Source organism: Paraburkholderia sp. D1E, assembly GCF_052682275.1.
Genome location: NZ_JBQYMB010000001.1, coordinates 2,845,233 through 2,869,105 on the forward strand (window position 1 = coordinate 2,845,233; position 23,873 = coordinate 2,869,105).

At 62.4% G+C, this 23,873-nt stretch carries 22 protein-coding genes; 12 read left to right on the plus strand and 10 right to left on the minus strand.

The window, feature by feature from the left end:
• Positions 1-102: 102 nt before the first annotated feature.
• Complete coding sequence (locus ACUN0E_RS12865; protein WP_408388863.1) at positions 103-996, plus strand: LysR substrate-binding domain-containing protein; 894 nt, start codon at positions 103-105, stop codon at positions 994-996.
• Between the two features lie 44 nt (positions 997-1,040).
• Here the strand turns inward: ACUN0E_RS12865 and ACUN0E_RS12870 are convergent, their stop codons facing one another.
• Together ACUN0E_RS12870 and ACUN0E_RS12875 are read right to left on the minus strand one after the other, a co-directional pair.
• Positions 1,041-2,123 carry a calcium:proton antiporter gene (locus ACUN0E_RS12870; RefSeq protein ID WP_445566806.1) on the minus strand — a complete coding sequence of 361 codons (1,083 nt, stop codon included), beginning with the start codon at positions 2,121-2,123 and terminating at the stop codon, positions 1,041-1,043.
• A gap of 425 nt (positions 2,124-2,548) precedes the next feature.
• Positions 2,549-2,914, minus strand: a complete 366-nt coding sequence (locus ACUN0E_RS12875) for a BON domain-containing protein (RefSeq protein ID WP_408236266.1) — start codon at positions 2,912-2,914, stop codon at positions 2,549-2,551.
• A 377-nt stretch (positions 2,915-3,291) separates the two neighbouring features.
• Here ACUN0E_RS12875 and ACUN0E_RS12880 point away from each other — a divergent pair, with 377 nt between their 5' ends.
• The gene (locus ACUN0E_RS12880; protein ID WP_445566807.1) at positions 3,292-3,939 is read left to right on the plus strand and encodes a DNA-3-methyladenine glycosylase; all 648 of its coding nucleotides are present in this window, start codon (positions 3,292-3,294) and stop codon (positions 3,937-3,939) included.
• A gap of 286 nt (positions 3,940-4,225) precedes the next feature.
• Positions 4,226-4,570, plus strand: coding sequence for a DUF4148 domain-containing protein (locus ACUN0E_RS12885; RefSeq protein ID WP_445566808.1), 345 nt, complete (start codon positions 4,226-4,228; stop codon positions 4,568-4,570).
• A 353-nt stretch (positions 4,571-4,923) separates the two neighbouring features.
• On the opposite strand, the gene ACUN0E_RS12890 is transcribed toward ACUN0E_RS12885, so the two are convergent.
• Entirely contained in the window at positions 4,924-5,367 is a 444-nt protein-coding gene (locus ACUN0E_RS12890; RefSeq protein ID WP_408212913.1) for a CBS domain-containing protein, read from the minus strand.
• Positions 5,368-5,636: 269 nt separating this feature from the next.
• On the opposite strand from ACUN0E_RS12890, the gene ribA reads away from it, so the two are divergent.
• The gene (ribA, locus tag ACUN0E_RS12895; RefSeq protein ID WP_408236440.1) at positions 5,637-6,287 is read left to right on the plus strand and encodes a GTP cyclohydrolase II; all 651 of its coding nucleotides are present in this window, start codon (positions 5,637-5,639) and stop codon (positions 6,285-6,287) included.
• A 162-nt stretch (positions 6,288-6,449) separates the two neighbouring features.
• Here ribA and ACUN0E_RS12900 read toward each other — a convergent pair whose 3' ends face one another.
• On the minus strand, positions 6,450-6,650 hold the full coding sequence (locus tag ACUN0E_RS12900; RefSeq protein WP_445566809.1) for a hypothetical protein: 201 nt from the start codon (positions 6,648-6,650) through the stop codon (positions 6,450-6,452).
• Between the two features lie 26 nt (positions 6,651-6,676).
• Complete coding sequence (locus tag ACUN0E_RS12905) at positions 6,677-7,597, minus strand: NmrA family NAD(P)-binding protein (protein WP_445566810.1); 921 nt, start codon at positions 7,595-7,597, stop codon at positions 6,677-6,679.
• A gap of 207 nt (positions 7,598-7,804) precedes the next feature.
• Between ACUN0E_RS12905 and ACUN0E_RS12910 the strand changes: the two genes are divergently transcribed.
• The 3 genes from ACUN0E_RS12910 (at position 7,805) to ACUN0E_RS12920 (ending at position 11,033) form a co-directional block, all read left to right on the plus strand.
• The gene (locus ACUN0E_RS12910; protein WP_445566811.1) at positions 7,805-8,740 is read left to right on the plus strand and encodes a helix-turn-helix domain-containing protein; all 936 of its coding nucleotides are present in this window, start codon (positions 7,805-7,807) and stop codon (positions 8,738-8,740) included.
• Positions 8,741-8,845: 105 nt separating this feature from the next.
• Positions 8,846-9,940, plus strand: a complete 1,095-nt coding sequence (locus tag ACUN0E_RS12915; protein ID WP_445566812.1) for a triacylglycerol lipase — start codon at positions 8,846-8,848, stop codon at positions 9,938-9,940.
• Between the two features lie 4 nt (positions 9,941-9,944).
• Positions 9,945-11,033: a lipase secretion chaperone gene (locus tag ACUN0E_RS12920; RefSeq protein WP_445566813.1), complete on the plus strand. Its 1,089-nt coding sequence runs from the start codon at positions 9,945-9,947 to the stop codon at positions 11,031-11,033.
• A 29-nt stretch (positions 11,034-11,062) separates the two neighbouring features.
• On the opposite strand, the gene ACUN0E_RS12925 is transcribed toward ACUN0E_RS12920, so the two are convergent.
• The 3 genes from ACUN0E_RS12925 to ACUN0E_RS12935 form a co-directional block, all read right to left on the minus strand.
• Positions 11,063-11,893, minus strand: a complete 831-nt coding sequence (locus ACUN0E_RS12925; protein ID WP_445566814.1) for an anti-sigma factor family protein — start codon at positions 11,891-11,893, stop codon at positions 11,063-11,065.
• Positions 11,890-12,408, minus strand: coding sequence for a sigma-70 family RNA polymerase sigma factor (locus ACUN0E_RS12930; protein ID WP_054036380.1), 519 nt, complete (start codon positions 12,406-12,408; stop codon positions 11,890-11,892). The genes ACUN0E_RS12925 and ACUN0E_RS12930 overlap by 4 nt, the downstream gene beginning before the upstream one ends.
• Positions 12,409-12,550: 142 nt before the next feature.
• Entirely contained in the window at positions 12,551-13,276 is a 726-nt protein-coding gene (locus tag ACUN0E_RS12935; RefSeq protein ID WP_445566815.1) for an anti-sigma factor family protein, read from the minus strand.
• A gap of 167 nt (positions 13,277-13,443) precedes the next feature.
• On the opposite strand from ACUN0E_RS12935, the gene ACUN0E_RS12940 reads away from it, so the two are divergent.
• The 3 genes from ACUN0E_RS12940 to ACUN0E_RS12950 all read left to right on the plus strand — a co-directional run bounded on the left by ACUN0E_RS12940 (position 13,444) and on the right by ACUN0E_RS12950 (position 15,470).
• Positions 13,444-13,722, plus strand: coding sequence for a DUF4148 domain-containing protein (locus ACUN0E_RS12940; RefSeq protein ID WP_445566816.1), 279 nt, complete (start codon positions 13,444-13,446; stop codon positions 13,720-13,722).
• A 114-nt stretch (positions 13,723-13,836) separates the two neighbouring features.
• On the plus strand, positions 13,837-14,928 hold the full coding sequence (locus ACUN0E_RS12945) for a catalase family peroxidase (RefSeq protein WP_445566817.1): 1,092 nt from the start codon (positions 13,837-13,839) through the stop codon (positions 14,926-14,928).
• The gene (locus ACUN0E_RS12950) at positions 14,925-15,470 is read left to right on the plus strand and encodes a cytochrome b (RefSeq protein WP_445566818.1); all 546 of its coding nucleotides are present in this window, start codon (positions 14,925-14,927) and stop codon (positions 15,468-15,470) included. The genes ACUN0E_RS12945 and ACUN0E_RS12950 overlap by 4 nt, the downstream gene beginning before the upstream one ends.
• 85 nt (positions 15,471-15,555) lie before the next feature.
• On the opposite strand, the gene purU is transcribed toward ACUN0E_RS12950, so the two are convergent.
• Both purU and ACUN0E_RS12960 read right to left on the minus strand, forming a co-directional pair.
• Positions 15,556-16,431, minus strand: a complete 876-nt coding sequence (gene purU / locus ACUN0E_RS12955; protein ID WP_445566819.1) for a formyltetrahydrofolate deformylase — start codon at positions 16,429-16,431, stop codon at positions 15,556-15,558.
• Positions 16,432-16,448: 17 nt separating this feature from the next.
• Positions 16,449-18,953 (minus strand): GcvT family protein, encoded by a 2,505-nt coding sequence (locus ACUN0E_RS12960; RefSeq protein WP_445566820.1) that lies wholly within the window; start codon positions 18,951-18,953, stop codon positions 16,449-16,451.
• A 277-nt stretch (positions 18,954-19,230) separates the two neighbouring features.
• Between ACUN0E_RS12960 and ACUN0E_RS12965 the strand changes: the two genes are divergently transcribed.
• On the plus strand, positions 19,231-20,064 hold the full coding sequence (locus tag ACUN0E_RS12965; protein WP_408236311.1) for a DeoR/GlpR family DNA-binding transcription regulator: 834 nt from the start codon (positions 19,231-19,233) through the stop codon (positions 20,062-20,064).
• A gap of 200 nt (positions 20,065-20,264) precedes the next feature.
• On the plus strand, positions 20,265-23,735 hold the full coding sequence (locus tag ACUN0E_RS12970) for a DEAD/DEAH box helicase (RefSeq protein WP_445566821.1): 3,471 nt from the start codon (positions 20,265-20,267) through the stop codon (positions 23,733-23,735).
• Positions 23,736-23,873 lie beyond the last annotated feature (138 nt).

Genomic DNA, 23,873 nt, shown 5'->3' on the forward strand with positions numbered 1-23,873 from the left:
GGACAATCTGATCGCGTATCCTGTGGGCTCAATGGGTATGACGGCGCGCAACGCCGCCTATCCGAGCAATGACTTTTTCTGATCCCGGACCGGACTACCCAGATGCGACGTCTCCCGCCGCTCAACGCGCTGCAGATTTTCGAAACCGTCGCGCGGCATCGCAGCTTCACGCGCGCCGCTGACCATCTATGCCTGACACAAGGCGCGGTGAGCCGGCAGATCATCGCGCTCGAGGATTACTACAAGTTTCCGCTCTTCAAACGCCATGCAAAAGGTCTGACGCTGACCGCCGAAGGCGAATTGCTGCTGCCGGCCGTGAAGGAGAGCTTTGCGCGTATCGAAGAGATATCGCTGCGCCTCACGCGTCAGCGCACCGATCTCGCACTGAAAGTGCCAACTTGCGTAATGCGCTGGATGCTGCCGAAGATCATGCGCTTCCAGGCCGAGTACCCCGAGTTGCACGTTCAGATCACCACGACGTGGCAGCACGACGTCGACTTTCAGCTCGAGCCGTTCGATGCGGCGATCATCTATGGCTCGTCGCCGGGGGCGGACGTGCAGGCGGTGCCCTTATTCGAGGAGCGTCTGACGCCGGTGTGCGCGCCGGACCTGCTGAAAGACAAACCGCTGGACGAGGTGGCCGATCTGGCGCGCCACACGCTGCTGCATCCCACGCGCGATCATCGTGACTGGAAGATGTGGCTCGCCAAGGTGAGCGAGGTCGATGCCGCCAATACACACGGTATCGACGCCGGCCACGGCCCGAGCTTCGACACGCTCGACATGGCGACCAACGCCGCGTTGCAGGGCTTCGGTGTCGCCATCAGCGACCTTGCCTTGATCGATGAAGACGTCGCGGCCAAGCGCCTCGTGCGGCCGTTCGATACGGTGCTTAAGACCGGCTGGCGCTATTACTTCGTGTATCCGGATTCGGTCGCGCATCAGCAGAAGCTGAATCTGTTTCGCGACTGGATCGCGGAGCATTGGGAGGAGTAAGAAGGAGCCCGTTGTTCCGGTAGAGCGAGGGCCCCATTCTGTCGTCAGGGCGCGAAGGACAGAAACAGATACGCCGCGAACAGTGACAGATGCACGGCGCCTTGCAGAATCGTCGTGCGTCCGCTGCTGAGCGTCAGGGTGCCGACGACCAGCGTGAGCATCAACAGCACGGTTTCCTTGCCGTCGATACCGAGTATGAGCGGCTGGGCAGTCCACAAAAACACCGCGGCAACCGTTGGAATGGTCAGCCCGATACTGGCCAGCGCCGAGCCGAGCGCGAGATTCAGGCTGTTTTGCAAGCGATCGGCACGCGCCGCGCGAACAGCGGCGAGTCCTTCGGGTAGCAGCACCAGCGCGGCGATGATAATGCCGACCACCGCCGGTGGCGCGCCCGCGTTCTTCACCGCGGTTTCGACCACCGGCGAGAGCACTTTCGCCAACAACACGACGGCGACCAGGCACACCACCAGCAAGCTGCCGCTTGTCAGCGCGACGCCGATACTCGGCGGGGCGGCATGAACGTCCTCGTCGGGGACGTCGGCGAGAAAGTAATCGCGATGCCGCACGGTCTGGACAAACACGAACACCCCGTACAACACTAGCGACGACACCCCGGCGAATGCCAGTTGCGACGACGACAAAAGCGGGCCGGCGCTGGTCGTCGTGTAGTTCGGCATGACCAGCGTCAACACGGACAACGACGCGAGCACCGCCAGTGCCGCCGCGGCGCCGCGACTCTGAAAGTCCTGCTCGCGATGCCGGATGCCGCCCACCAGCAGGCAGATGCCCACGATCCCATTGCAGACGATCATCACCGCAGCGAACACGGTGTCGCGCGCGAGGCCGGCCTTCTCGGGACCGGACGTCAACATCACTGAAACGATCAGCGCAACCTCGATCACCGTCACGGCCACCGCCAGCACCAGGGTGCCGAACGGCTCGCCGACCCGATGCGCGACCACTTCCGCATGGTGCACCGCTGTAAACACGGCCGCACACAGCGCTACGCCGATTAACGCGAGCAGCAGCCCGTTGCCCGGCAGGGCATACGCCATACCCAGCACGATCCAGGCGACGAAGGGCGCGGCTATGGTCCAGCGGGGCAAAACGGTCGCGGGCGTAGTCATTCAGGGCTTCCTTTCGGTGCTTGTTCTGTTTGCTTGGGACTGGCGCGACGCGCGCAGACGGGCGCCGGTGAAACCCGGCCGCGAGCACAAATGCTAATCCATCCTGTCAACAACGCGTTCTAACGCATTAAATTATAAAGGATAATTTTCAACGAACGAGGTTTTGTCAGTTCGCGGGACAGCGTGTGTCGACGGAGTGGCGAAGGCGGTAAGGTAACGGGCTGCCGTTCTGCGTTCTGAAGGCGTGAGCTACGCAGGATTGCGCGGAAAAACGCGGCGCGGTTGCGATGGTTGAAACACCCATCGGTGGTACGGAACTGCCGGGCTAACAAATCAAACGAAAGAAACAGGATGTTCCGGTCCGGACGCGCGGCCTTCTGACGAAGCGTTGCGCCCGGATATAGCGCTACAACTGACTGACGCGTTTACTGTCCGACCGGACGAATCGTCAGGGCGTTCTTGACCGATGTCACGCCTGCCACGCCTTGCGCGGTCTGGGTTGCCAGGTCGACTTGCGGTTGCTCAGGCACCGTGCCGGCCAGCGTCACTGCGCCGCTACGCGAGCGTACGGTGATGTTGGCCACGCTCAGGCCCTTGGTCTTCGCCAGTGCGGTGCGCACTTTGCGTCCCAATGCACGGTCGGCTTTCTTGACCGACTTCGCGCCAGGTGCCGACGAAGCTGCCATGGGCGCAGCCGGAGCTGCCGCATCGCTGCTTTGCGCATACGCATTGACGGACGCCAGAACGATCAGCGCGCCGCCGACCATCTTGATTGCCTGGAATGCTTTCATTCAACTCTCTCCTATTGTCATGAATACGACGGCCCCGGATGGGCCGGTGTACTGCACCTGCGGGTACTTCGGGATCAAATCTGAATGGAACACTGCTGCGGGTCGTGCAACTTCTTTCAGTCTGTAAGATGATGGGGCGGACCTGAACACCATACCGGCAAAGGCTGTCCTGCAGGCCGGAAACACACGATACTCCAATTAGTGCCATGGTGAATGCGACCCTGCCCGGAAATGAGGTTCAGGTACAACGAATGGGCCGAGGAATGCAGGCCGATGGCGCCTGTCGCTTGCTGCCGTGTGGGCTGCATGCCTGTTCCTGCGTCTGCGGCGCATCCCTCGAACCCTGCGCTTTGCGCTTCACATCCAGTCCGAACCGCATGCCGACTCAGCCGCTGCCCATCCTCCCATTGCTTCGTGACGAATTGCCGCTCGATACGGTCGCGCTGGCGCGCTTCATGATCGGCAAATACCTGGTGCACGATCTCCCGGAAGGCCGCATCAGCGGCCGGATTGTCGAAACCGAAGCCTATCCGCTCGGCGATTCGACCAGCCACGCGTTTTTAGGCCGCCGCCCCTATAACGGCGCGATGTTTCTCGCCCCCGGTTATGCCTATGTCCGGCTTACGTACGGGCTTTCGTACATGCTGAACATGTCCGCCGAAGCGGAGGGGATTGGCGCCGGCATTCTGCTTCGCGCCATCGAGCCACTGGAAGGCTTGCCCCTGATGGAGACGCGGCGGCCTGGCGTGCCGCTGCGCGACCTCGCGCGCGGCCCGGGCCGGCTCACCATGGCCTTAGGCATCGGCCAGTCATTCGACGGCCGCGATCTTTGCACCGGGCGCGATCTGTGGATCGGCGCGATAGAGACGGGGGACGTGCCGATAGGCGTGACGACGCGCATTGGCTTGTCGCGCGAGATGCATCAGCCGTTACGGTTTTTTGAACCGGGTAGTGCGTTCGTCAGCGGGCCGCGAAAACTGCTGCTTCCGCCGCATGCCGGCGCTTTGGCGGGCGCGCAAATTTAACTAGCGGTAGTAAAGCAACGCGAGGCAACGCGGTAAAAAAAGCCCAGTGGACACGCATTTTTGAAACGTCAGACACAAAGGGTTACGATCCCGACAATTATTACGGTAAAGCTATCCCTTCAATATATGCAAACAGCAACTTCCGACGCATTCTTGCGTTTTCAACAATTATGTATCTCGTAATTAAGGGTTTTCCCTCGGCAATCGGGTGACTAGACTGAAACCAGTCGCTTCTCACGTTGTGTGGTTAGCGAACCAAAAAAACCAAGTCTGGAGGTAAGTCATCATGAAATCGATTATCAAGGCAATCACCATTGCAGCTATTCTCGCCGCCCCGGTCGCTTCGTTTGCTCAATCGAGTGACCAGCCCGTGACCCGCGCGGACGTCCGCAATCAATTGATCCAGCTGGAGCAAGCCGGCTACAACCCGAGCACGAGCAACGACCCGAACTATCCGGCTGACGTTCAAGCCGCCGAAAGCCGTGTACAGGCGCAAAACCCGGCCGTCGCACAGACGCAGGAACCGGTCGCGAATACCAGTGGGTACGGTGGCGCGGTGAACGGTTCGTCGCAGGCGGGTGGCATGGTCCAGCAGATGTCCGGCCCGAAGTCGGTTTATTTCGGTAACTGATTTCGACGATAGCCGGCACGGTTCGCCGGTCGTTGATCGAAGCGGGGCGCGCGAGGAATATTCCGGCGCACGTCCCGGGATCATCCAGCAGTTGATGGAAGCACGGAAATGCGCGCCTTATGCGGCGCGCATTGAAGAACTTTGTGTTTTGCCGATGGCGGCGTTCGACAGCTTGTACCGCCCGTTAAACGAATTCGCAGTGCCGCGTCCGGTTGCGGTTCACAATTCAGGAACCTCCGCTGCCGCAAGGTAGCTTCGCCCAACCTCTTTCAAGGATTGGGCTTTTTTTGCGCCCTGTGTCGCGCAGCGTATGATGCCCGAAGTGCCGCGCGGCGTGCGAAAGGCGGCGAACCTCAGGGTCGTTCGCCGTGGATATAGAACTCCAGTTGCTGAATCGTGAACTGCTGCTCGGCGATGATGTTCTTCACCAGGTCGCCGATCGATACCATGCCCACCAGGCGATCGTTTTCGATCACCGGCAAGTGGCGCATGCGCCGCTCCGTCATCAGGGCCATGCAGTCATCCGTGGTCTGGTCGGGACGGACGAAGCGCACGGCTTTGCTCATGATGTCGCGCACCGGTGTCGCCTTCGACGAACGGTCCATCAGGACGACCTTACGCGCATAGTCGCGCTCCGTAATGATCCCGGCGATGCTGTCGCCGTCCGTCACAACCAGTGCGCCGATGCCCTTTTCGGCCATCAGCTTGATTGCCTCGTAGACAGAATCGTCGGCCCCGACCGTGAAGACGATGGTGTTGTCCGGTTTCGTTTTAAGAAGTTGTGCAACGCTTGTCATGGAGCGGCTCCGTTTCGCAGTGCAGCACGCCGATGCGGCGCGCTGTCGTGAGGGACAGGCTGTTTCAGTATAGGCGCGACGCGCGGCCGGGGTACCTCGGGAATACCTGTGGCGCGCGGCACGTTTAGTCCGGATACCGGGCGCCGCCGCAGCGGTTCCGTGCGCGGCGTATGGACATCCGGGTGCATCGCGCCGATTAGCGGTAAACTCCCAGTCCGTACCTTATTCCCGGATTGATCGGGTTCATGTCAGCACCATTGTCTAAAGCCATGCTCACGTCTCACGATCCGTCGCAAGCAGCAGACGGCGCAATCAACGGCGAATGCGTCGTCCTCGACGCTACCGCCACGCTCCCCACGCGCTACGGCACGTTCACTTCCTACGTGTTTCGCGTGGCCGAAAGCGGCGCCGAGCATCTCGCGCTCGTGATGGGCGATGTCGCAAACAAGTCGTCCGTGTTGACGCGCCTGCACTCCGAGTGCCTGACGGGCGACGTGCTCGGCTCATATCGCTGCGATTGCGGCGAGCAACTCGATCTGGCGCTGCGCTATATCGCGGCCGAAGGCTGCGGCGTGCTGTTGTATCTGCGTGGCCACGAAGGGCGCGGCATTGGCCTGTCGAACAAGATTCGCGCGTATGCGCTGCAGGAGCAGGGCCGCGACACCGTCGAGGCCAATCTCGATCTCGGCTTGCCTGACGACTCGCGCGAATACGATTCGGCGGCGGGCATTTTGCGCACGCTGAAGGTCACCTCGGTGCGCCTGATGAGCAACAATCCGGAGAAGTTCGATACGCTGTCGAAGCACGGCATTCCGGTGTGCGAGCGGGTCGCGCTGGCGATTCCGATGCGCGAGGAAAACGAGCGCTATATTCGCACCAAGCAGGTGAAGTTCGGGCATTACTTCGACGAGAACGAGTAACTAGCGCATGGGTACAGGCCGCCTTTTGCAAACGGCGGCCTGTGTTGAAGCGTCGATTTTGTCAACTTATTGCGTTGTTATGCTGGTGAGATTCGCCGTAGATATGTACGGCGAATCTATGACGCATCCATGATGCATCGAGTCAAGTCGAGTCGCTGCGAATCAGAACAAACCAAAGTCGTCGTTGCTGTCGGGAATTGCGTTGAGCACGTCCCGAAGCGCTCGCCAGCCTGTCAGTCCCGCAAGACTTGCCGCGATTGCCATCCAGTAGCGGGCGTTCGTGGTCGCGCGCGTTTGCGGCGTTCGATGCGCCGCGATTTTCCGCGGTTCCACCGTTGCGCGCAGCAAAGGGCAGGTATGCATGCTGTTTCTCCTATCGCGAGTGCTGTCTAACGCGCTGTTGAAGTTGCACTTGCAGTTGACGTTACCGCAACGCGCGCCAGGATCGACGCAAACACGTCCGCTAGCGCGGTCGCGCCGAAGCGCCGTTCGCTGATCTCCGTTTCGACGTCGATGCGGCCCGCGTTGTGCGCGTCGTACAGATCCGTGATGAGTCGCGCGTGGTTCTCGCCGAGTCCCGCGCCCTGGAGCATGGCGGCCCATTCGCCACGTGGCACTTCATGGGCCGCGATCGGACGGTGTGTCAATTCACTGAGCGTGCGTGCGACGTCTAGCGCGCTGACGCGCGCCTCACCTTCGATACTAACCACCCGTGGCGACACCCTGGCCGGTCTGTCGTCGAGCAATAGTTCGGCGGCCAGCAGGCCGACATCCTCAGCGGCAACCGTCGGAAACAGCTTGCTCAAGGGATGATGCAGACTCGGCAGCACGCCCCTCGCGAGCGCGATGGGTAATACGCGAGCCCAGTTGTGCATGTGTTCCGCTGCGCGCAGAAACGTCAACTGTGAGTCGATAGGCGCGAGTTGCGTTTCGAGGGTGTGAAACAGTGTCGTGATGCCGGTGCCGCTCGCGTGTTCCGCGCCGTAGTCCGAGAGCGCAAGCAGGCGTTGAGGCGGGTTGGCGCGTAATGCGTCGGCGCTCACGTCGATCATGCGCCGCATCGTGTTCGCGGGATCGGCATCTGCACGCGGCACCGGGCACAGTATCTGTACCGCGTACGCGCCTTCGATAGCGCGCGCTACCGAAGCCGGGTCGAGCAGATCGGCAATGGCGATTTCACAGCCGATTTCTGCTAACACTTCACCTTGCTTGCCGTCACGCACGACCGCGCGTACCTCACGGCCGGCCCGGCGCAATGCCGCGGCGCTCACTCTGCCTACATCGCCTGCTGCTCCAAAGATGACGAACACGTTGGGCTCCTTGCCGTATCGGTGTGTCGTCATCTTAGGGAGGTAGGGATGGAGAAACGCGCGGGCGCGGATTGTCGTGCGCAGATTCGGATGATTGTTTTATTTTGTGGCGCCGCAACATGCGGGTTGAGGCGGTGCGGGTCAAGCAAAGCCAGGAAAAACGCAGCACAATGCACACACGTTGGCCGCCATCCACGAGGGGAAGCAATGAATGCCGTGACACCGATACCGCAGCCGCACAGTGGTTCCCGCATTGCATTGCGCTCAAGCAAGGCACTCGGCTGGCGAGGCTTCGGCGCGGAGCTGGTCAACGTGTCAGCCGGATTGCACCGGATTCCAGCACTCAAGCATCATCGCGTGGGCGTGCATGTCGGCGCGCCGGTCAAGGCGCGTTGCATGTGCAACGAGCGCCGCTACTCGCGGATTCAGGCGCATGGCGATGCGGATGTGATTCCGGCGGGCGTCGACGGGCAGTGGACCGATGAATCCGCGTGCACGATTTTCAGCGTGTGGATCGCTGAAGAGTTTGCGCAGAGGACTGTCGAACAATTGGAATTGAAGACGAGCGATGCGCAGCTTCGCCCGCAATTTCAGATGCGCGATCCGCGCTTTCAGCATCTGGCCTGGGCGTTACGTGCCGAACTCGAAGCGGACGATGCGTCTGATCCGCTGTATGCAGAGAGTCTGTGTACGGCCATGGTTGTGCGGCTGATTGGCAGCGCGCCGGTGCTCGACAAGCTTGAGAGCAAGCGCCGTACGCTGGCGCCGAAGACCGCTGCTCGCGTGATCGAGTTTATCGAAGCACATCTCGATCAGCGCCTCACGCTTGGCGAACTGGCTGCGCACGCCGAGTTGAGTGTGCCGCATTTCAAGGTGCTGTTTCGCGAGACGCTCGGTATGCCGGTGCATCAGTATGTGGTGCAGCGGCGAGTGGAGCAGGCGAGAGCGCTGTTGCTTCAAGGCAGGCTGAGCGCGAGTCAGATTGCGCTGGAGACGGGCTTCGCGCATCAGAGTCATATGGCGCATTGGATGGGGCGGTTGCTGGGGGTTACGCCGCGGGAGCTGGTCAAGTCAAGCCCGAATCCAGGCAGCATTATCGAACTCGATACCTTCGATGCTCACCGCATCGCAACACGGCGCTAAACCCTCAACTCGCACCGTTCCATAGCCAGTTTTGAGTTCCCGCTCTATTGCCCTCACTCGATTTGTATAGCTAAATACGCGGACTTCGCAACCGGAGGCCGTCACATGTCGAAATCGAAGGGTTCTCGTATCGTCGCCTGGGCGATCGCTGCTGTTGTCGCCAATGCTCCGCTCGCCGTTCTTCTGACGCTCGCCACACCAGCCGGTATAGATCGCGCTGTCGCCGCGACGTCGAACGCCAGCACCGACGATTACGCGGCAACCCGCTATCCGATCATTCTCGTACATGGCCTCACAGGCACCGACAAATATCTCGGCGTGCTCGACTACTGGTACGGCATTCAGTCTGACCTCCAGCAGCACGGCGCAACCGTGTACGTGGCGAACCTGTCAGGCTTTCAAAGCGACGACGGTCCGAACGGCCGCGGCGAACAGTTACTCGCTTATGTGAAGCAGGTCCTGGCCGCAACCGGCGCGCAGAAAGTGAACCTGATCGGCCACAGCCAGGGCGGTTTGACCTCGCGCTACGTCGCGGCGGTAGCGCCGGAACTCGTTGCGTCGGTCACCACGATTGGCACGCCGCATCGCGGCTCGGAGTTCGCCGACTTCGTGCAGGACGCGTTGCAAAAAGACCCGACCGGTCTTTCGACTCCGATTCTCGGTGCCTTCGCGAATATATTCGGCATCCTGACGAGTAGCAATCACAACACCAATCAGAATGCAGTAGCCGCGCTGCAAACGCTGACCACGGCGAACGCCGCGGCATACAACTTGCGCTATCCGAGCGCGGGTCTCGGTGCGCCGGGTTCGTGTCAAACCGGCGCGGCGACTGAAACCGTCAATGGCAACACGCATCTGTTGTACTCGTGGGCGGGTAGTGCGATCCAGCCGACTTCACTGCTGGGCATTCCGGGCGCCACCGACACCAGCGTCGCGCCAATCGATTCAGCCAACCTTCTTGATCCGTCGACACTCGTTCTGTACGGCACCGGCGCGATCATGCTGAGCCGCCAGTCGGGACAGAACGATGGACTTGTATCGGTGTGCAGCGCGCTCTACGGCAAGGTGCTCGGCATCAGTTACAAGTGGAACCATCTCGACGAAATCAACCAGTTGCTCGGCGTGCGTGGCGCGAATGCGGCGGACCCGGTGGCAGTGATTCGTACGCAGGCAAACCGGCTGAAGACACAAGGCGTTTGAGCGGATGCGGCGATTGGATCGGCAACGGGGCAGTGCGCGGAGCCAGTGGCTGGTTTTCGTGGCGGTGGGCGTGGTGTCTGCCGTGGCTGCGTTGTGGCTGAACCGCCCGCCGTCGGCGGGTGATGCATCAGCGCCGCATGCGGCGAATGCAGCGAGTTCCGCGCAAACCGCGCTCGCTTCGAGCAAGGGCATGGGCGCCAGCGCGTCGATGGCTGATGCATTGCCCGCTTCGCTCGACGGTTCGTCACCGCCGCATCTGCCAACCGATGGCCACGGCCACCTCGCGCGCACGCGTGCGGTCCGCGATTTCTTCGATTACTTCCTGACGACGCAAAACGAAATCTCCGCCGCGATGCTCGATGCATTGGTGCGTCGCCAGATCGCCGCGCAACTCGACGGCACACCGGCCGCCGATGAAGCGGTGACCGTCTGGCAGCGCTACAACGCATATCTCACAGCACTCGCACAAGTGCCGCAGAATTCCCCGACTCAAAACCAAAACCAAAACCAAAACCAAAACCAAAGTCAGAGCGGCGCAAAGCCGGACCTCGACGCGTTGCAACTCTCACTCGACCAGCGCGACGCGTTAGGCGCCCGGCTGATGGGCGAGTGGAACGAACCGTTCTTCGGCGCTGAATCACAGCAGCAACACACGGATTTGGCGCGCTTGCGTATCGCATCTGATGGCTCGTTGAGCGCGGCGCAAAAAGCGGCGCGTCTCGCCGCGCTAGACGCGGCACTGCCGCCGGAAACCCGCGCGGCCCACGAGCGTGCACGCCAGCAGCAGGCCGCACTTGACGCAATCGGCCAGGCGCAGAAGCAGGGCGCTTCGCTCGATACGATGCGTGCGCAGATTACGCAGACACTTGGGCCTGAAGCGGCGCAACGCGTCGTGCAGATGCAGCAGGCCGAAGACGCCTGGCAAGCCCGCTACGCGGACTATTCGAGCCAGCGCGCGCAGATCGACAAGCAGGATTTGCCGCCTCAGCAACGCGATGCGCAGATCACGCAGTTGCGCCGGCAGTTCTTCACCAATCCGAGCGACGCAATGCGTGCAGCGTCGCTCGACCGCGGTAGCGGTTCAGCAAACTGAAGCCACTATCGTGCCGCGATGCGGCATCCTCAACCCGGAGCGACCCCGGTCAACTGCGAATACACGTCATGCGACAGTTGCAACAACGCCTTGCGATCGATGCCGCCTGACACCGCGTAGCCGAAGTCGCCGTCCACCCAGTAGAACACGTTCACCGGTCCGTCCTGATACAGCTTGAATGCAGTGGTATTCGCGTTCACCTGACGATGCGAAATACACAGCGTCACGCGTTCGCCGTTTGGCCCGCGATACATGAATTGCGCGGTCGGCCCATCGGCACCCGGCAAGAGGCGGCCGCCTGACAAATTGAAACCGCTCTTCGAAAGGATCGGCGGGTGCACGTTGGTGCCGAGCCGGTTGGACAGCCACTGTACGAAATCCTGCTCGTGATCGGCATTCATGTCCGCCGGACGGTCGACAGCGGGCATATAAACCACATGCGCCACCGCGGCTTGCCGTGCGAAACCCTCGGAACTATCCACGCTAACGGGCCGCGTATCCGACGAGTGACTGGCGACCGGCGCAATGACGTCCTGCCCCATATGCGTGCCCACGCCGATGCCCACGCCCATCACCAGCGCCGCAGCCATCCCGGCGAACTGCGGCCAGTTGGCGGCAATGCGCCAGCGGCGCCCACTGGCCAGAGGCGTTTGCAGGCGTTTCGGCACGGGCTCGCTCAGCACGCGGTCGTAGCGTTCATGGAACATGTTGTTCAGCGAAAAATAATCGCTGACGCGCGTGGCCAACTCGGGGTTCTGTTCGAGCGCGCGTTCTACCTCGACGCGTCGTTCGTCGGACAGCGTGCCGTCCACGTACGCGTGCAGGTCTTCTTCGCCGATCGGCGTGTGTTGGTCGCTCATCGCACCACCTGTAATTTTGCACCGGGCTGCGTGCCCGCCATCAATGCTCGAAGCCGCTCGCGGCCGCGCGAAAGGCGCGACATCACCGTGCCGATCGGAATGTTCAGCGCAAGGGCCACGTCGGCGTAGCTCATTTCCTCGAGGCCGACCAGCAACACGACTTCGCGCTGCTCCATGGGCAGACGCTGCAACGCGTAGTCGAGGTCGCGCATTTCCAGCGAACGGGTCTGATCGGACGGTACGGCAAATTCGCTTTCGTGAACGCTGTCGTCGTCGACCGCCACGTGGACGGCGCGCGCCGAGGCTTTGCGCGCCTGGTTGGCGAACACGTTATGCATGATCGTGAACAGCCACGCACGCAGATCGGTGCCGGGCTGGAACATGCCGGTGCGGCCGAGCGCGCGTTCGAGCGTGTCCTGCACCAGATCGTCGGCGAGATCGCGATTGTTGATCAGCGCTCGCGCATAGCGCCGCAAGCGCGGCACATGCTCCATCAACTCGTCACGGACATCCATTGTTTATCCCAATCGTGGGGCTTCTCGCGGGCGCCGGGTGGGCGGCTGTCGATTGAATCACCACGCGCATTCGAGGTGCAAACACGCGTGGGCGCATTTTATTCCGTTGTGTTTGGCTGCGTTGCGAAAATCCGGACAGGGCTTAGCGCATGGTCATCACGTCGGCGGCGCGCATCAGGCCGTGGGTGCGGGCGTCGCCGGCAACCACGAAGCGCTGCCGCCGGGCTGTCCAGGTCAGCAGGCGGATCTCGCCGATGCGGTGGGCGGCCCATTGCGGCTGAGCCGGCGCCAGCAGTGCCAGCGTCGAAATCAGCACCACCGGACGGTTGTCTCCGTTCAGATAAATGAACTCGCTGGCGCGTTGGAATGGGCCAAGCGATAGGACCCTTTGATCCACCAGTCGCAACCCGATTGCAGCGAGGTTGGGCGCGGACACGTCGGTCCGCGTTGGCGATGCGGCGGAAAACCGTGCGTCGGCGGTTTCTGCCAGCGCCATCACGGCGGCATTGTCGAGTGCCTGGCGGGACACCTGAGTGGCGGCCAGCCAGCCGCTCGCGGCCGCCAGCGTCAGCACGAGCGCTCCGAACGCCTTCACCGCTTTGCCCGGACGCCTCGCGGCCTTCAGTGGGTCGAGTGCGCGGCGCCATCCTTCGGCACGGCTCGAAACGGGTTCTTCAGTTGTCTGGAAGGCCTGCTGCATCTGCGCGTTCAGCCTGCCGTAGAACGCCACCCGGCGCGCCTCCGCCGGGTCCTTGCCGAGATAGTCCTGCAGAAACGCGGCGCGTTCCGGCGTCAGCGTGCCATCGGCATAGGCCTGAATGTCGGCTTCGGAAAGCGGCGAGTCGGAGGGGACGTCGGTTGAGGTCATGGTTTTGGCGGTTGTCAGATTTCAGCTATCGAGTGGCGAACACGCGCAAGTGCGGGTTTATTCCGGGTTCGAAGTTTGTTTTTTTCGAATCGCCAATGCAGGAATAAAAACCACGAACCCGTGGTTCTCCCTCATGCAAGCCCGCGCAAAACTCACTGGAGTTCATCATGAAGAAGATTACTTTTGCCGCATTGTCCGCCGTCGCTTTTGTCGCTTTCGCCGCTTCGTCGAGCGCTTTTGCAGAAGGTAAGACACGTGCTCAGGTGTACCAGGAATTGATTGAAGCTCAACAGAACGGCCTCGATTACGTGACCGACGCATCGTATCCGGATGTCAATCCCGTTTTCGCACGGCAAGTCGAGCAGCACAAGGAAGCGCTCGCTGCACAGGCGGCCGCCGCAAGCCACTTCGCGAGCGGCAGCGCGTCGGCGGGTGACGTCAATTGAAGCGATCGATCTCCGGCGCGCATAGTGAACGGACGCGCCGGATCTCGGATGGAATAGATCACCGAATGCGGTGTTAGCCGATGAGTGCATCTATCCGAGAGTCAAGGAGCCGTCGTGACAAAACCATCCGTTCCCAATACTGAGCCTATATGCGTGCCATGCCGGCTCGCCGCGATCGGCGCGGTCGTTGCAGTCCTTGCCGGCGGCTTTGCCTATACGGCGGGCTGGCTGACACCGGGGCGGCTCACCGCGCCGCGTTTCATCAATACGTTCGAAGCGGTGGCCGGCCAGCCGCATCCCGGCTACCGCCGCAACCATGCAAAGGGCCTATGCGTGGAGGGCTATTTCGACAGTAATGGCGACGGTGCGGTGCTGTCGCGCGCCGCAGTGTTGGTTGTTGGCCGTACACCGGTCACGGGCCGTTTTGCTGTGCCGGGCGGCAACCCGTCGGCGCCCGATACCAGCTCTCCGGTACGCAGCATGGCCTTGCTGTTCCAGTTGCAGAACGGCGAGCAGTGGCGCACGGGGATGAATTCGACACCCGTTTTTGCCGTACATACGCCCGAGCAGTTTTATCAGCAACTGGTTGCGGCGAAACCTGATGCCGCGACCGGTAAACCGGACCCTGCGAAGCTGAAAGCGTTTTACGCCGCGAATCCGGAAACCAAACCGTTTCAGGCTTGGGTGAAAGCGCACCCGCCGTCATCGAGTCTGGCGAATGCCGCGTACTACAGCATCAACGCATTCCGTTTTACCGACACCGCCGGCAATAGCCGCGCGGTGCGTTGGGCGATGGTGCCTGAGACGCCGTACGCGCCGATTACCGATGCGCAAAAGGCAGAGAAGAATTTCCTCGAGGCCGATCTCGACCAGCGCCTGCAAAGTGGACCGCTGCGCTGGCATCTGATCCTGACGGTCGCGCGGCCGGGCGACCCCACCGACGACGCAACGATGCAATGGCCCGACGATCGTCAGCAGATCGACGCGGGCACGCTGGTGATCGATCACACGACATCGCAGGAGAACGGTGCCTGCCGCGACGTCAATTTTGATCCCACCATTTTGCCGAGCGGTATCAAACCGTCGGACGATCCGTTGCTCGCCGCGCGCTCGGCTGCGTACGCGCTGTCGTACAAGCGCCGTACGCGTGAAGAAACGCTGCATCCCGAGATTCATCAAACGCAGACAAACGGAGGTCGGTCATGAAGCCGGCACACGCACATTTCAGTCCGCTCGCGCGGCTCCTGCATTGGACGATGGCGCCGCTGATCATCGCGATGCTGTTCATCGGCGTGGGAATGGTCGCGACGGTGTCGCATGCGCATGGCACGCTGGTCGCGCTTCACAAGCCGCTCGGCATTGCGTTGCTGTTGCTGGTGATATTGCGTGCGAGCGTGCGTATCAGGCGCGGCAGTCCGCCGTTGCCGGTAGACATGCCGGCGCCGCAGCGCATCGCGGCCAAAGCCTCGCATCTGGTTCTCTATGCGCTGATGGCGGCGATGCCTTTGATCGGTTGGGCGATGCTATCCGCCGCGGGAGATCCGCTCACGCTATACGGCCCGCTGCATTTGCCGCCGATTGCACCGTATAACATCGAACTGTTCGCGGTACTGCGTGCACTGCACACATGGCTCGCATTCGCTCTGTTCGCCGCGGTGCTGTTGCATCTCGCGGCGGCGCTGTTTCATGGTTTGATCCGCCGCGATGGGGTGTTGTCAAGTATGGCGCGCGGCGGACGCCGGGCTTGAGAGACGCGCCGCCCAGGTCTTTCAGGCGAGGGCGGCGCTGTGTCGTAGGGCTGGGAGGCGAGCCCGCTGATCAATCTGGCAGGCCTTATCGGAACACCACGGTTCGATGTCCGTTAAGAATCACGCGATGCTCCAGATGCCACTTAACCGCCCGCGACAGTGCGACACATTCCACGTCGCGTCCGATCATCGTCAGCTCGTCGGGGTCCATCGCATGATCCACACGTTCAACCGCCTGTTCGATGATCGGTCCTTCGTCGAGATCGGTCGTCACGTAATGCGCCGTTGCGCCGATCAGTTTCACGCCGCGGTCGTAAGCCTGATAGTAGGGCTTGGCGCCCTTGAAGCTCGGCAAAAACGAATGGTGAATATTGATGGCCCGGCCGGCCAGCTTCTCGCACAGGTCCGCTGAAAGTACCTGCATATAGCGCGCGAGCACCACCAGATCAATTGCATGGTCCTCTACCACCTCCCAGATCTTCGCTTCCTGCGAAGCCTTCGCCGCAGGTGTCGACTGCAGGAGCGGGAAGTGATGGAACGGAATGTTATAGCTCGCGGCTAACTGGTAGAAATCCTTGTGGTTCGACACAATCGCAGGAATCTCGATGTTCAGTTGTCCGGTGCGATAGCGGAACAGCAGATCGTTCAGACAATGCCCGATCTTCGACACCATCAGCAGAACGCGTGGCTTGTGAGACGCATCGGCGATCTGCCATTGCATGTTCAGGCGTTGCGCGAGCGGTTCGAAGTGCTTGCGCAGGTCGTCGCAGCTCGCGCTGCCGCCGGTTTGCAACTGAAAATACGTGCGCATGAAAAAGCGCTCGGTGCGGCGGTCGCCGAATTGCGCGGAGTCAACGATATTCGCGCCGCTTTCGAGCAAGGCGGCCGAGACCGCGTGCACGATACCCGGCTGATCGGGACACGACAGCTTCAGGATGTAGCTGTTATCAAGGTGTGGCATGAGCGGTTCCGGTTCGATCAGCTTTTGACGCGTTCTGAGCGCGGGTCGTAGGGTGCTTTGAGATGCACGGTGGCCGGCAGAAGGTCGCCGGCCACGTCGAACTCGTAGCGGCCGCTACTCAAATACGCCGTGTCTGCCGCGCCGTCCGGATTGTTGATGTAGCCCATCGCCACCGGGCAGCCGAACGTATGGCCGAAGGCCGCCGAGCTGACGAAGCCGACTGGCTTGCCGTCGCGCAGGATCGCCTCGCCGCCCCACAGCATGCGATCGGCCGCGCCGTCTGCGGTAAGCACGACCATGCGTCGGCGCAGCGGTTCCGCGCGCAGTTTCAGCAAGGCCTCGCGGCCACGGAACGGAATGTCTTTATTGAGCTTGCAGGCGAACGAGAGACCCGCTTCGAACGGGTTCGAGTCCGGCGTCAGTTCGCGGCCCCATGCGCGATAGCCTTTCTCGATGCGCAGCGAATCGATGGCGTAATAGCCCGCATTGACGAGGCCGAACGGCTGGCCCGCCGCTTGCAGCGTCTCGTAGACGCCCGCCGCGAACTCGACCGGCACGTACAGTTCCCAGCCTAGTTCGCCGACGTAGGTGAGCCGCGTGGCGCGCACCGTTGCATAGCCGATATCCACTTCACGGCTCTGGCCGAAAGGAAATGCCGTATTGCTCCAGTCTGCCTTCGAGATGCTCTGCAGCAGCTCGCGCGAGCGCGGGCCCATCACCGCCAGCACTGCGTATTGGCCGGTGACGTCGACCAGCGTGCAGTGCTTGTCGTGCGGGATCGATTTCTCGATGTAGTCGAAATCGCGGGTGGTCTGCGCCGAGCCGGAGACGATGAGGTATTGATCGTCGGCGAGACGGGTCAACGTGAAGTCGGACTCGTAGGTGCCGCGCTCGTTGAGCATGCCGGTGTAGACGGTGGTGCCGGCCGGCACCGCAACATCGTTGGTGACGATGCCTTGCAGCACGCTTTGCGCGTCACGCCCCTTCACGAGGAATTTCGAAAACGAGGTCATGTCAAACAGCGCCACGCCTTCGCGGCAGGCACGATGCTCGGCGCCGCTCCACGGCAGCCAGTTCTGCTGGCCGAAGGCGTAGTCGATCTTCGCTTCAGCCACGCTTGGCGCAAAGAAATTCGGACGCTCCCAGCCCATCTTGCTGCCAAAGCTCGCGCCCTGGTCACGCAACATCGGGTAGAGCGGCGAGCGGCGGAACGGTCGCGCGGTATCGAGTTCGCGGTTCGGCCAGGGCATGGCGTAGTGCAGACCAAGCGTTTCCTTCACACGGTCGTGCAGCCAGGTGTCGTTGCCGTTAAAGCGCGCGAAGCGGCGAATGTCGACCGGCCACAGGTCCATGGTCGGCGTGCCGGCAACGATCCATTCGGCGAGCGCCATGCCGGCGCCGCCGGCCGACGCGATGCCCATCGAATTGAAGCCCGCGCCGACAAAAAAGCGCCGCAACTCTGGCGCTTCGCCGAGCATGAAGTTGTTGTCCGGCGTGAACGACTCCGGGCCGTTGTAGAACTGCTTCACTTGCGCTGTTTCGAGTGCGGGCACGCGCTGAAGCGCATTTTCCATCAGGATTTCGAACTGATCCCAATCGTCCGGCAGCAACTGGAATTCGAAATTGTCCGGGATGCCGTTCATGCCCCACGGTTTCGCGTTCGGCTCGAAGCCGCCCATCACGAGGCCGCCCACTTCCTCCTTGAAGTAGATGAAGCCGTCCGGATCGCGCATCACCGGCAGGTCCGGATGCACGCCGGCAATGCGTTCGGTGACGATGTAGTAGTGCTCGGCCGAGTGCAGCGGCACGGTCACGTCGCATAGACGGCCAACCGCCTTGGCCCACTGGCCCGCGCAATTCACGACGATGTCCGCGCTGATCGTGCCTTCTTCGCCGTCCTTGTTGCGCCAGGCGAGGCCGCTGACTTCGCGTGCGCCTGTCGTGCCGTTTGTCCTGTCTTCGAGCGCGGTGCGCGTGTGAATTGCCGTGACGCGGGTGTTCTCGACGATACGCGCACCGCGTGTGCGGGCGCCGCGGGCGAGGGCTTGAGTCAGGTCGGTGGGATTCGCTTTGCCGTCGCCCGGCAGCCAGACGGCGCCAAGCAGGTCGTCGGTGCGCATCACCGGCCATAGAGCGCCGGCTTCCTGCGGGCTGATCACGTCGCACGCCACGCCGTAGGCACGCGCGACGGCGGCGGTGCGCTTGAGTTGCGTCATCCGCTCGGCCGTACGGGCCACCGAGAGCGAGCCGCATTGTTTCCAGCCGGTCGCGAGGCCGGTGTCGGCTTCGAGTTCGGCGTAGAGGGCGGTCGAGTAACGGATCAATTTGGTCATGCTTTCCTGCGCGCGCAACTGACCGACGAGGCCAGCCGCGTGCCAGGTCGTGCCGCACGACAGTTGGCCCTGTTCGAGCAGAACCACATCGGTCCAACCCAGTTTCGTGAGGTGATAGGCGACGGAGCAGCCAATGATGCCGCCACCAATGATGACGACGCGTGCGTGGGCAGGAATGGATGTGGACATGTGTGGGAATAGGTTGAATGACTGTGCACAGATTGCCGTAAAAAAACACGGAGTGCAACATCTGTCTGGAATTGTTGCGTGAGTGCTGGCGTCACAAGATAGCCATAGTGAAACGCTATTAGCCTGTGCGAATGGTCGCTTCCAGTGCACAACCGCCTCGATCGAGATTCGCTTAGCGTCAATTTTAGATATGGTTTTGCTTGGTAATGTGTGGGTATCTCCTCCATTTAAGTGTGTGTTTTGCTAGACTCTTTCCATCAGTTATCGCACGAGCCCTATGTTCTCCACCCAACGCCAAGCCGAAATTCTGCGACTCGTGCACGAGCAGCGCACGTGCACGATCACTGATCTCGCCGGCCGCTTCGAGGTTTCCGACGAGACCATCCGCCGCAATATCAAGCCGCTAATTGCCGATGGCCTGCTCATCAAGGTCCACGGCGGGATCATGCTGCCCGAGCGGCTCGACGAGCCGCCGTTCCAGCGGCGCATGGTGGCAAGCCGCGCAGGCAAGCAGGCCATTGGCGCGCGCATCAGCGAGCTCGTGCGGGATGGCGACTCGTTGATCCTCGAAGGCGGTACGACCTGCCTGCACATCGCGCAGGCGCTGACCGCGCGCTCGCGGCTCACGGTAGTGACCAACTCGATCGAAGTCGCCCGCGTGCTGGCGCCGCGCAACGGCAATCGGGTGTTCATCGCGGGGGGCGAACTGCGCGCCGACGACTCCGCCGCCGTTGGCGACAGCGTGCTTGCCTTCCTGCGGCAGTTCCATGTGCGCTACGCGATCGTTTCGGTCACCGCGATCGACATGCAGGGCCGTTTCATGGACGCACTGCCCGCCGACGTGGCGTTTTCGCTCGCGGCCTTTGCGCAGGCCGAGCGGCGTGTGGTCGCGGCGGATCACATGAAATTCGGCCATAGCGCGCTCGTCCACGCCTTCGGCCCGGATGCGGTCGATCTGCTGGTCACCGATCAGGCGCCGGCTCCGGCACTTGCTCAGGTGTTTGCTGCAACGGGTCTGGAAGTCAGCGTCGGGGCGCCTGCGCAAGGCGGCTCCGGGTCAGATGCTGGAGACGGTAGTCGCGTCGACCCGGCGGCTGCCGCTACGCGCTAGCCCGGGCCGTGTTTTCGGCGTCTTATGCCGCCTTCAACGCCGCCTCCACAGCCAATTGCGTCCAACGCGTAAAATGGCGGGTTACCACGGGCAATCTATGCAGGACCGAGTTGCGCGGGCAGTCGCCATTCATCGCCTGCCGGGTCGCTTCTGCGTCCGCGCATAGTCGCCTTCGCCGGCTTGAAAAGGAATGGACCCTGATGTCGTCAGTTTTCTTCGATCGGGAACGGATTACAGAATGGCTGGGTGACCACACCGTCGCCAAGGCACGCTCAGTCGGCGCAGTCACGAAGGTGGAGTGGCGCGGCGACACGCTCAGCGGCAATGTACAAGGCACGCAACGCCAACCCTACCGCACGCGAGTGCGATTTCGTACCGATGGCGGTTCACCGTGGGCGCAGGGCGACTGCAGCTGCCCGGTCGGCCGCAACTGCAAGCATGTCGCCGCGCTGCTGCTCGCCGAGCTCGCGTATCACGACGAGATGGACCACATCACCAACGTCGACATCGGCGCCGACGAGCACGCGTCCGCCGGCTACCCGCAGACACCGTCCGGAACGGCAGTGCAGGCGCAGTCCGGCGTGCGCCCCGAGCTGGTTAGCTGGCTCGAGCGTTTTCGCGCGCGCGCCGAGGCTGCCGATGCGGTCGCCCAGAAGGCGGACGCAGCGCGCACCCAAACGCTGGCCTATCTCCTGAACTGGTCCAGGTTCCACATGCGCCATGAGGTGGTGTTGTACCGGGCGCGCTGCAAACCGGACGGCACGATTGTCGACATCGACGAGCCCTGGGGCAATGTGGAAGCGGCCCTGCTCAAGCAACCCAGATTCGTCTCCGACGAAGACCTGTCGATTCTGCGCGGCCTGTGGCTGGGGCGCTCGCGCGAGGACTTCGGCCAGTTCATTCTGCGCGGTACGAGCGGTGCGGAGATGCTGCAAAAGCTGATTGCCACGGGGCGCCTGTTCTTCGAGTTCAAACCGGCGCCGGGTCACGAGGGGCCGACTCCGCTGTCGCGTGGCGCCGAGCGGCCCGGGCGGATCGAATGGGAACCGCTGGCGGACGAACGCCTGCGGCCCGTGCTGTGCACCGAGCCGCGCGCCACCATGGTGCTGCCCACCGAGCCGGTCTGGTATGTAGACGGTGTCGCGAATGAAGCGGGCATCGTCGAGTCGTCGTTGCCGTTCCAGCAGTTGCCCGATTACCTCGCCATGCCGCCGATCTCGCTCGCCGAAGCGCCGCTCGTCGCCGCGGTGCTGCGCGAGATCGCGCCCGATCTGCCGCTGCCGCCCACGCAAGATGCGTCTTCGATCCGCGTGATCGACGTCGATCCGGTGCCGGTGCTTACGCTCAACAGCCATGCGCTGCCTTCGGCCGGTAAGACGGGGCCGCGCAAGTCCGAGGCTGTTGAACTGGCCGGCGTCAGCTTCGATTACGACGGCGTCAGCATCAACGTCGACAGCAGCGTCACGCTCGTGCCGATGCCGGGCGGCGACGTCATTCATATCCGCCGGCGCTACGAAGCCGAAAAGAAGCGCCTGCTCGAACTGCGCAAGACCGGATTGCAGAAAGTCCCGACCAGCCGCGTGTATGCATCGCGGCTTCTGCCCGACACGATGCTCGGTCTGCCCGATGCCGAATCCTGGTCCGCCTTCGTCAACGACGCGGTGCCTGATCTCGTGAGTAAAGGCTGGCGCGTGACGATGGCGCCGACGTTCCGCTACAACGTCATCGAGATCGACGCGATCGACGGCACCGCGCATCAGGCAGGCGACGGCTGGTTCGATCTGGAGATGGGCATCCGCATCGGCGAGCGCAATGTGCGGCTCGAGCCGCTACTCGCCGATCTGTTCCGGCGCGACCGGCGCTGGCTTGGCGGCGCGCTCGAAACGATCGCCGACGACGAACCGATCGAGCTGAAGACCGATGAAAACAAGCGTCTGCGTCTGCGCGCCGACCGGTTGAAGCCGGTAGTACGCGTGCTGGTCGACCTGTTCGACGCACTCGGCGGTGCGCTAGCAGACGGCGCGCCGCTGCGCGTGCCGTCCGTCGATGCGGGCCGGCTCGAAGCATTGAACAGCACCGGCCGCTGGCAATTTCAGGGCGACGACTCGATCCGTCAGTTGGCGCGGCGTCTACAGGCCGGCCCGGGCTTGCACGAGGTGCCGGTGCCGCGTGGCCTGAAGGCGGAACTGCGCGTGTATCAGCAGCAAGGCCTGAACTGGATGCAGTTCCTGCGTGAACACGATCTGGCCGGCGTGCTCGCCGACGATATGGGTCTCGGCAAGACCGTGCAGACGCTCGCGCACATCCTCGCGGAGAAAGAAGCCGGACGGCTCGACCGTCCCGCGTTGATCGTCGTGCCGACCACGCTCGTGCACAACTGGCGGGAGGAAGCGCGCCGCTTCGCCCCCGAACTGAAGGTGTTGATATTGAATGGCCCGCAGCGCAAGGAGCGTTTCGAGCAGATCGGCCAGCACGAACTGATTCTCACGACTTACGCGCTGCTGTGGCGCGATCAGAAGGTGCTCGCCGAGCACGACTATCATCTGCTGATCCTCGACGAGGCGCAGTACGTCAAGAATGCCTCTACCAAAGCGGCGCAGGCGATTCGCGGATTGCGCGCGCGGCATCGGCTGTGTTTGACGGGCACACCGCTGGAAAATCACCTCGGTGAGCTGTGGTCGCAGTTCGACTTTCTGTTGCCGGGCTTTCTCGGCAGTCAGAAAGACTTCACCAAACGCTGGCGCAATCCAATCGAGAAAAACGGTGACGGCGTGCGCCGCGCGCTGCTGGCGCGCCGCATCCGGCCGTTCATGCTGCGCCGTCGTAAGGACGAGGTCGCGAAGGAGTTGCCGGCCAAGACCACGATCGTATGTTCAGTCGATCTGGAAGGTGCACAGCGCGATCTATACGAAACCGTGCGTACGGCGATGCAGGAGAGGGTGCGCGCGGCGGTCAGCGCGCAGGGTCTCGCGCGCAGCCACATTATCGTGCTCGATGCCCTGTTGAAACTGCGACAGGTCTGCTGCGATCCGCGCCTCGTGCGAAAAATCAAGGTTGACGAGAATCAGGGTGAACCGGGCGAGAAGCGCTACAAAGCGGAAAAAACGGAACGAGCCGAAAAGGGCGCGCGCGTCATGCGTTCGGCCAAGCTCGATTTGCTCCTGTCGATGCTGCCTGAATTGATCGAGGAAGGACGGCGCGTGCTGTTGTTCTCGCAGTTCACCGGCATGTTGTCGCTGATCGCCGAAGCGATCGAGGAAGCTGCGATCCCCTATGTGATTCTGACCGGCGACACGACGGACCGCGTCACGCCGGTCGAGCGCTTCCAGCAGGGCGAAGTGCCGTTGTTCCTGATCAGTCTGAAGGCCGGCGGCGTGGGCCTGAATCTGACCGCGGCGGATACCGTGATTCACTACGACCCGTGGTGGAACCCCGCCGCCGAGAATCAGGCGACCGACCGCGCGCATCGGCTGGGGCAGGACAAGCCGGTGTTCGTCTACAAACTGATTGCCGCGGGCAGCATCGAGGAAAAGATCGTGGAGTTGCAGGAGCGGAAAGCGGGTCTCGCCGACAGCATTCTCTCCGAAGACGCCGCCGGCGCCGCCAAGTTCTCGGACGACGATCTCGACGCGCTATTCGCGCCGATGCCCGAGATTGAGAGCGTCAGATAGGCCAGTTGCGCAACGCGGATTCGAAAGGACCCTCTCAATCTCAATGTACGTCTGAGGCGGGCACCGCGCCTCAGACGCTGTGCGGGGCGAAAACGCCATCGCCACAAGGATCCGGCCCCGCGATTGACGATCGGGTGG

Coding starts and splice junctions, on each gene's coding strand:
- ACUN0E_RS12865 (WP_408388863.1), top strand. CDS start 103: ATGCGACGTCTCCCGCCGCTCAACGCGCTGCAGATTTTCGAAACCGTC.
- ACUN0E_RS12870 (WP_445566806.1), bottom strand. CDS start 2,123: ATGACTACGCCCGCGACCGTTTTGCCCCGCTGGACCATAGCCGCGCCC.
- ACUN0E_RS12875 (WP_408236266.1), bottom strand. CDS start 2,914: ATGAAAGCATTCCAGGCAATCAAGATGGTCGGCGGCGCGCTGATCGTT.
- ACUN0E_RS12880 (WP_445566807.1), top strand. CDS start 3,292: ATGCCGACTCAGCCGCTGCCCATCCTCCCATTGCTTCGTGACGAATTG.
- ACUN0E_RS12885 (WP_445566808.1), top strand. CDS start 4,226: ATGAAATCGATTATCAAGGCAATCACCATTGCAGCTATTCTCGCCGCC.
- ACUN0E_RS12890 (WP_408212913.1), bottom strand. CDS start 5,367: ATGACAAGCGTTGCACAACTTCTTAAAACGAAACCGGACAACACCATC.
- ribA (WP_408236440.1), top strand. CDS start 5,637: ATGCTCACGTCTCACGATCCGTCGCAAGCAGCAGACGGCGCAATCAAC.
- ACUN0E_RS12900 (WP_445566809.1), bottom strand. CDS start 6,650: ATGCATACCTGCCCTTTGCTGCGCGCAACGGTGGAACCGCGGAAAATC.
- ACUN0E_RS12910 (WP_445566811.1), top strand. CDS start 7,805: ATGAATGCCGTGACACCGATACCGCAGCCGCACAGTGGTTCCCGCATT.
- ACUN0E_RS12915 (WP_445566812.1), top strand. CDS start 8,846: ATGTCGAAATCGAAGGGTTCTCGTATCGTCGCCTGGGCGATCGCTGCT.
- ACUN0E_RS12920 (WP_445566813.1), top strand. CDS start 9,945: ATGCGGCGATTGGATCGGCAACGGGGCAGTGCGCGGAGCCAGTGGCTG.
- ACUN0E_RS12925 (WP_445566814.1), bottom strand. CDS start 11,893: ATGAGCGACCAACACACGCCGATCGGCGAAGAAGACCTGCACGCGTAC.
- ACUN0E_RS12930 (WP_054036380.1), bottom strand. CDS start 12,408: ATGGATGTCCGTGACGAGTTGATGGAGCATGTGCCGCGCTTGCGGCGC.
- ACUN0E_RS12935 (WP_445566815.1), bottom strand. CDS start 13,276: ATGACCTCAACCGACGTCCCCTCCGACTCGCCGCTTTCCGAAGCCGAC.
- ACUN0E_RS12940 (WP_445566816.1), top strand. CDS start 13,444: ATGAAGAAGATTACTTTTGCCGCATTGTCCGCCGTCGCTTTTGTCGCT.
- ACUN0E_RS12950 (WP_445566818.1), top strand. CDS start 14,925: ATGAAGCCGGCACACGCACATTTCAGTCCGCTCGCGCGGCTCCTGCAT.
- purU (WP_445566819.1), bottom strand. CDS start 16,431: ATGCCACACCTTGATAACAGCTACATCCTGAAGCTGTCGTGTCCCGAT.
- ACUN0E_RS12960 (WP_445566820.1), bottom strand. CDS start 18,953: ATGTCCACATCCATTCCTGCCCACGCACGCGTCGTCATCATTGGTGGC.
- ACUN0E_RS12965 (WP_408236311.1), top strand. CDS start 19,231: ATGTTCTCCACCCAACGCCAAGCCGAAATTCTGCGACTCGTGCACGAG.
- ACUN0E_RS12970 (WP_445566821.1), top strand. CDS start 20,265: ATGTCGTCAGTTTTCTTCGATCGGGAACGGATTACAGAATGGCTGGGT.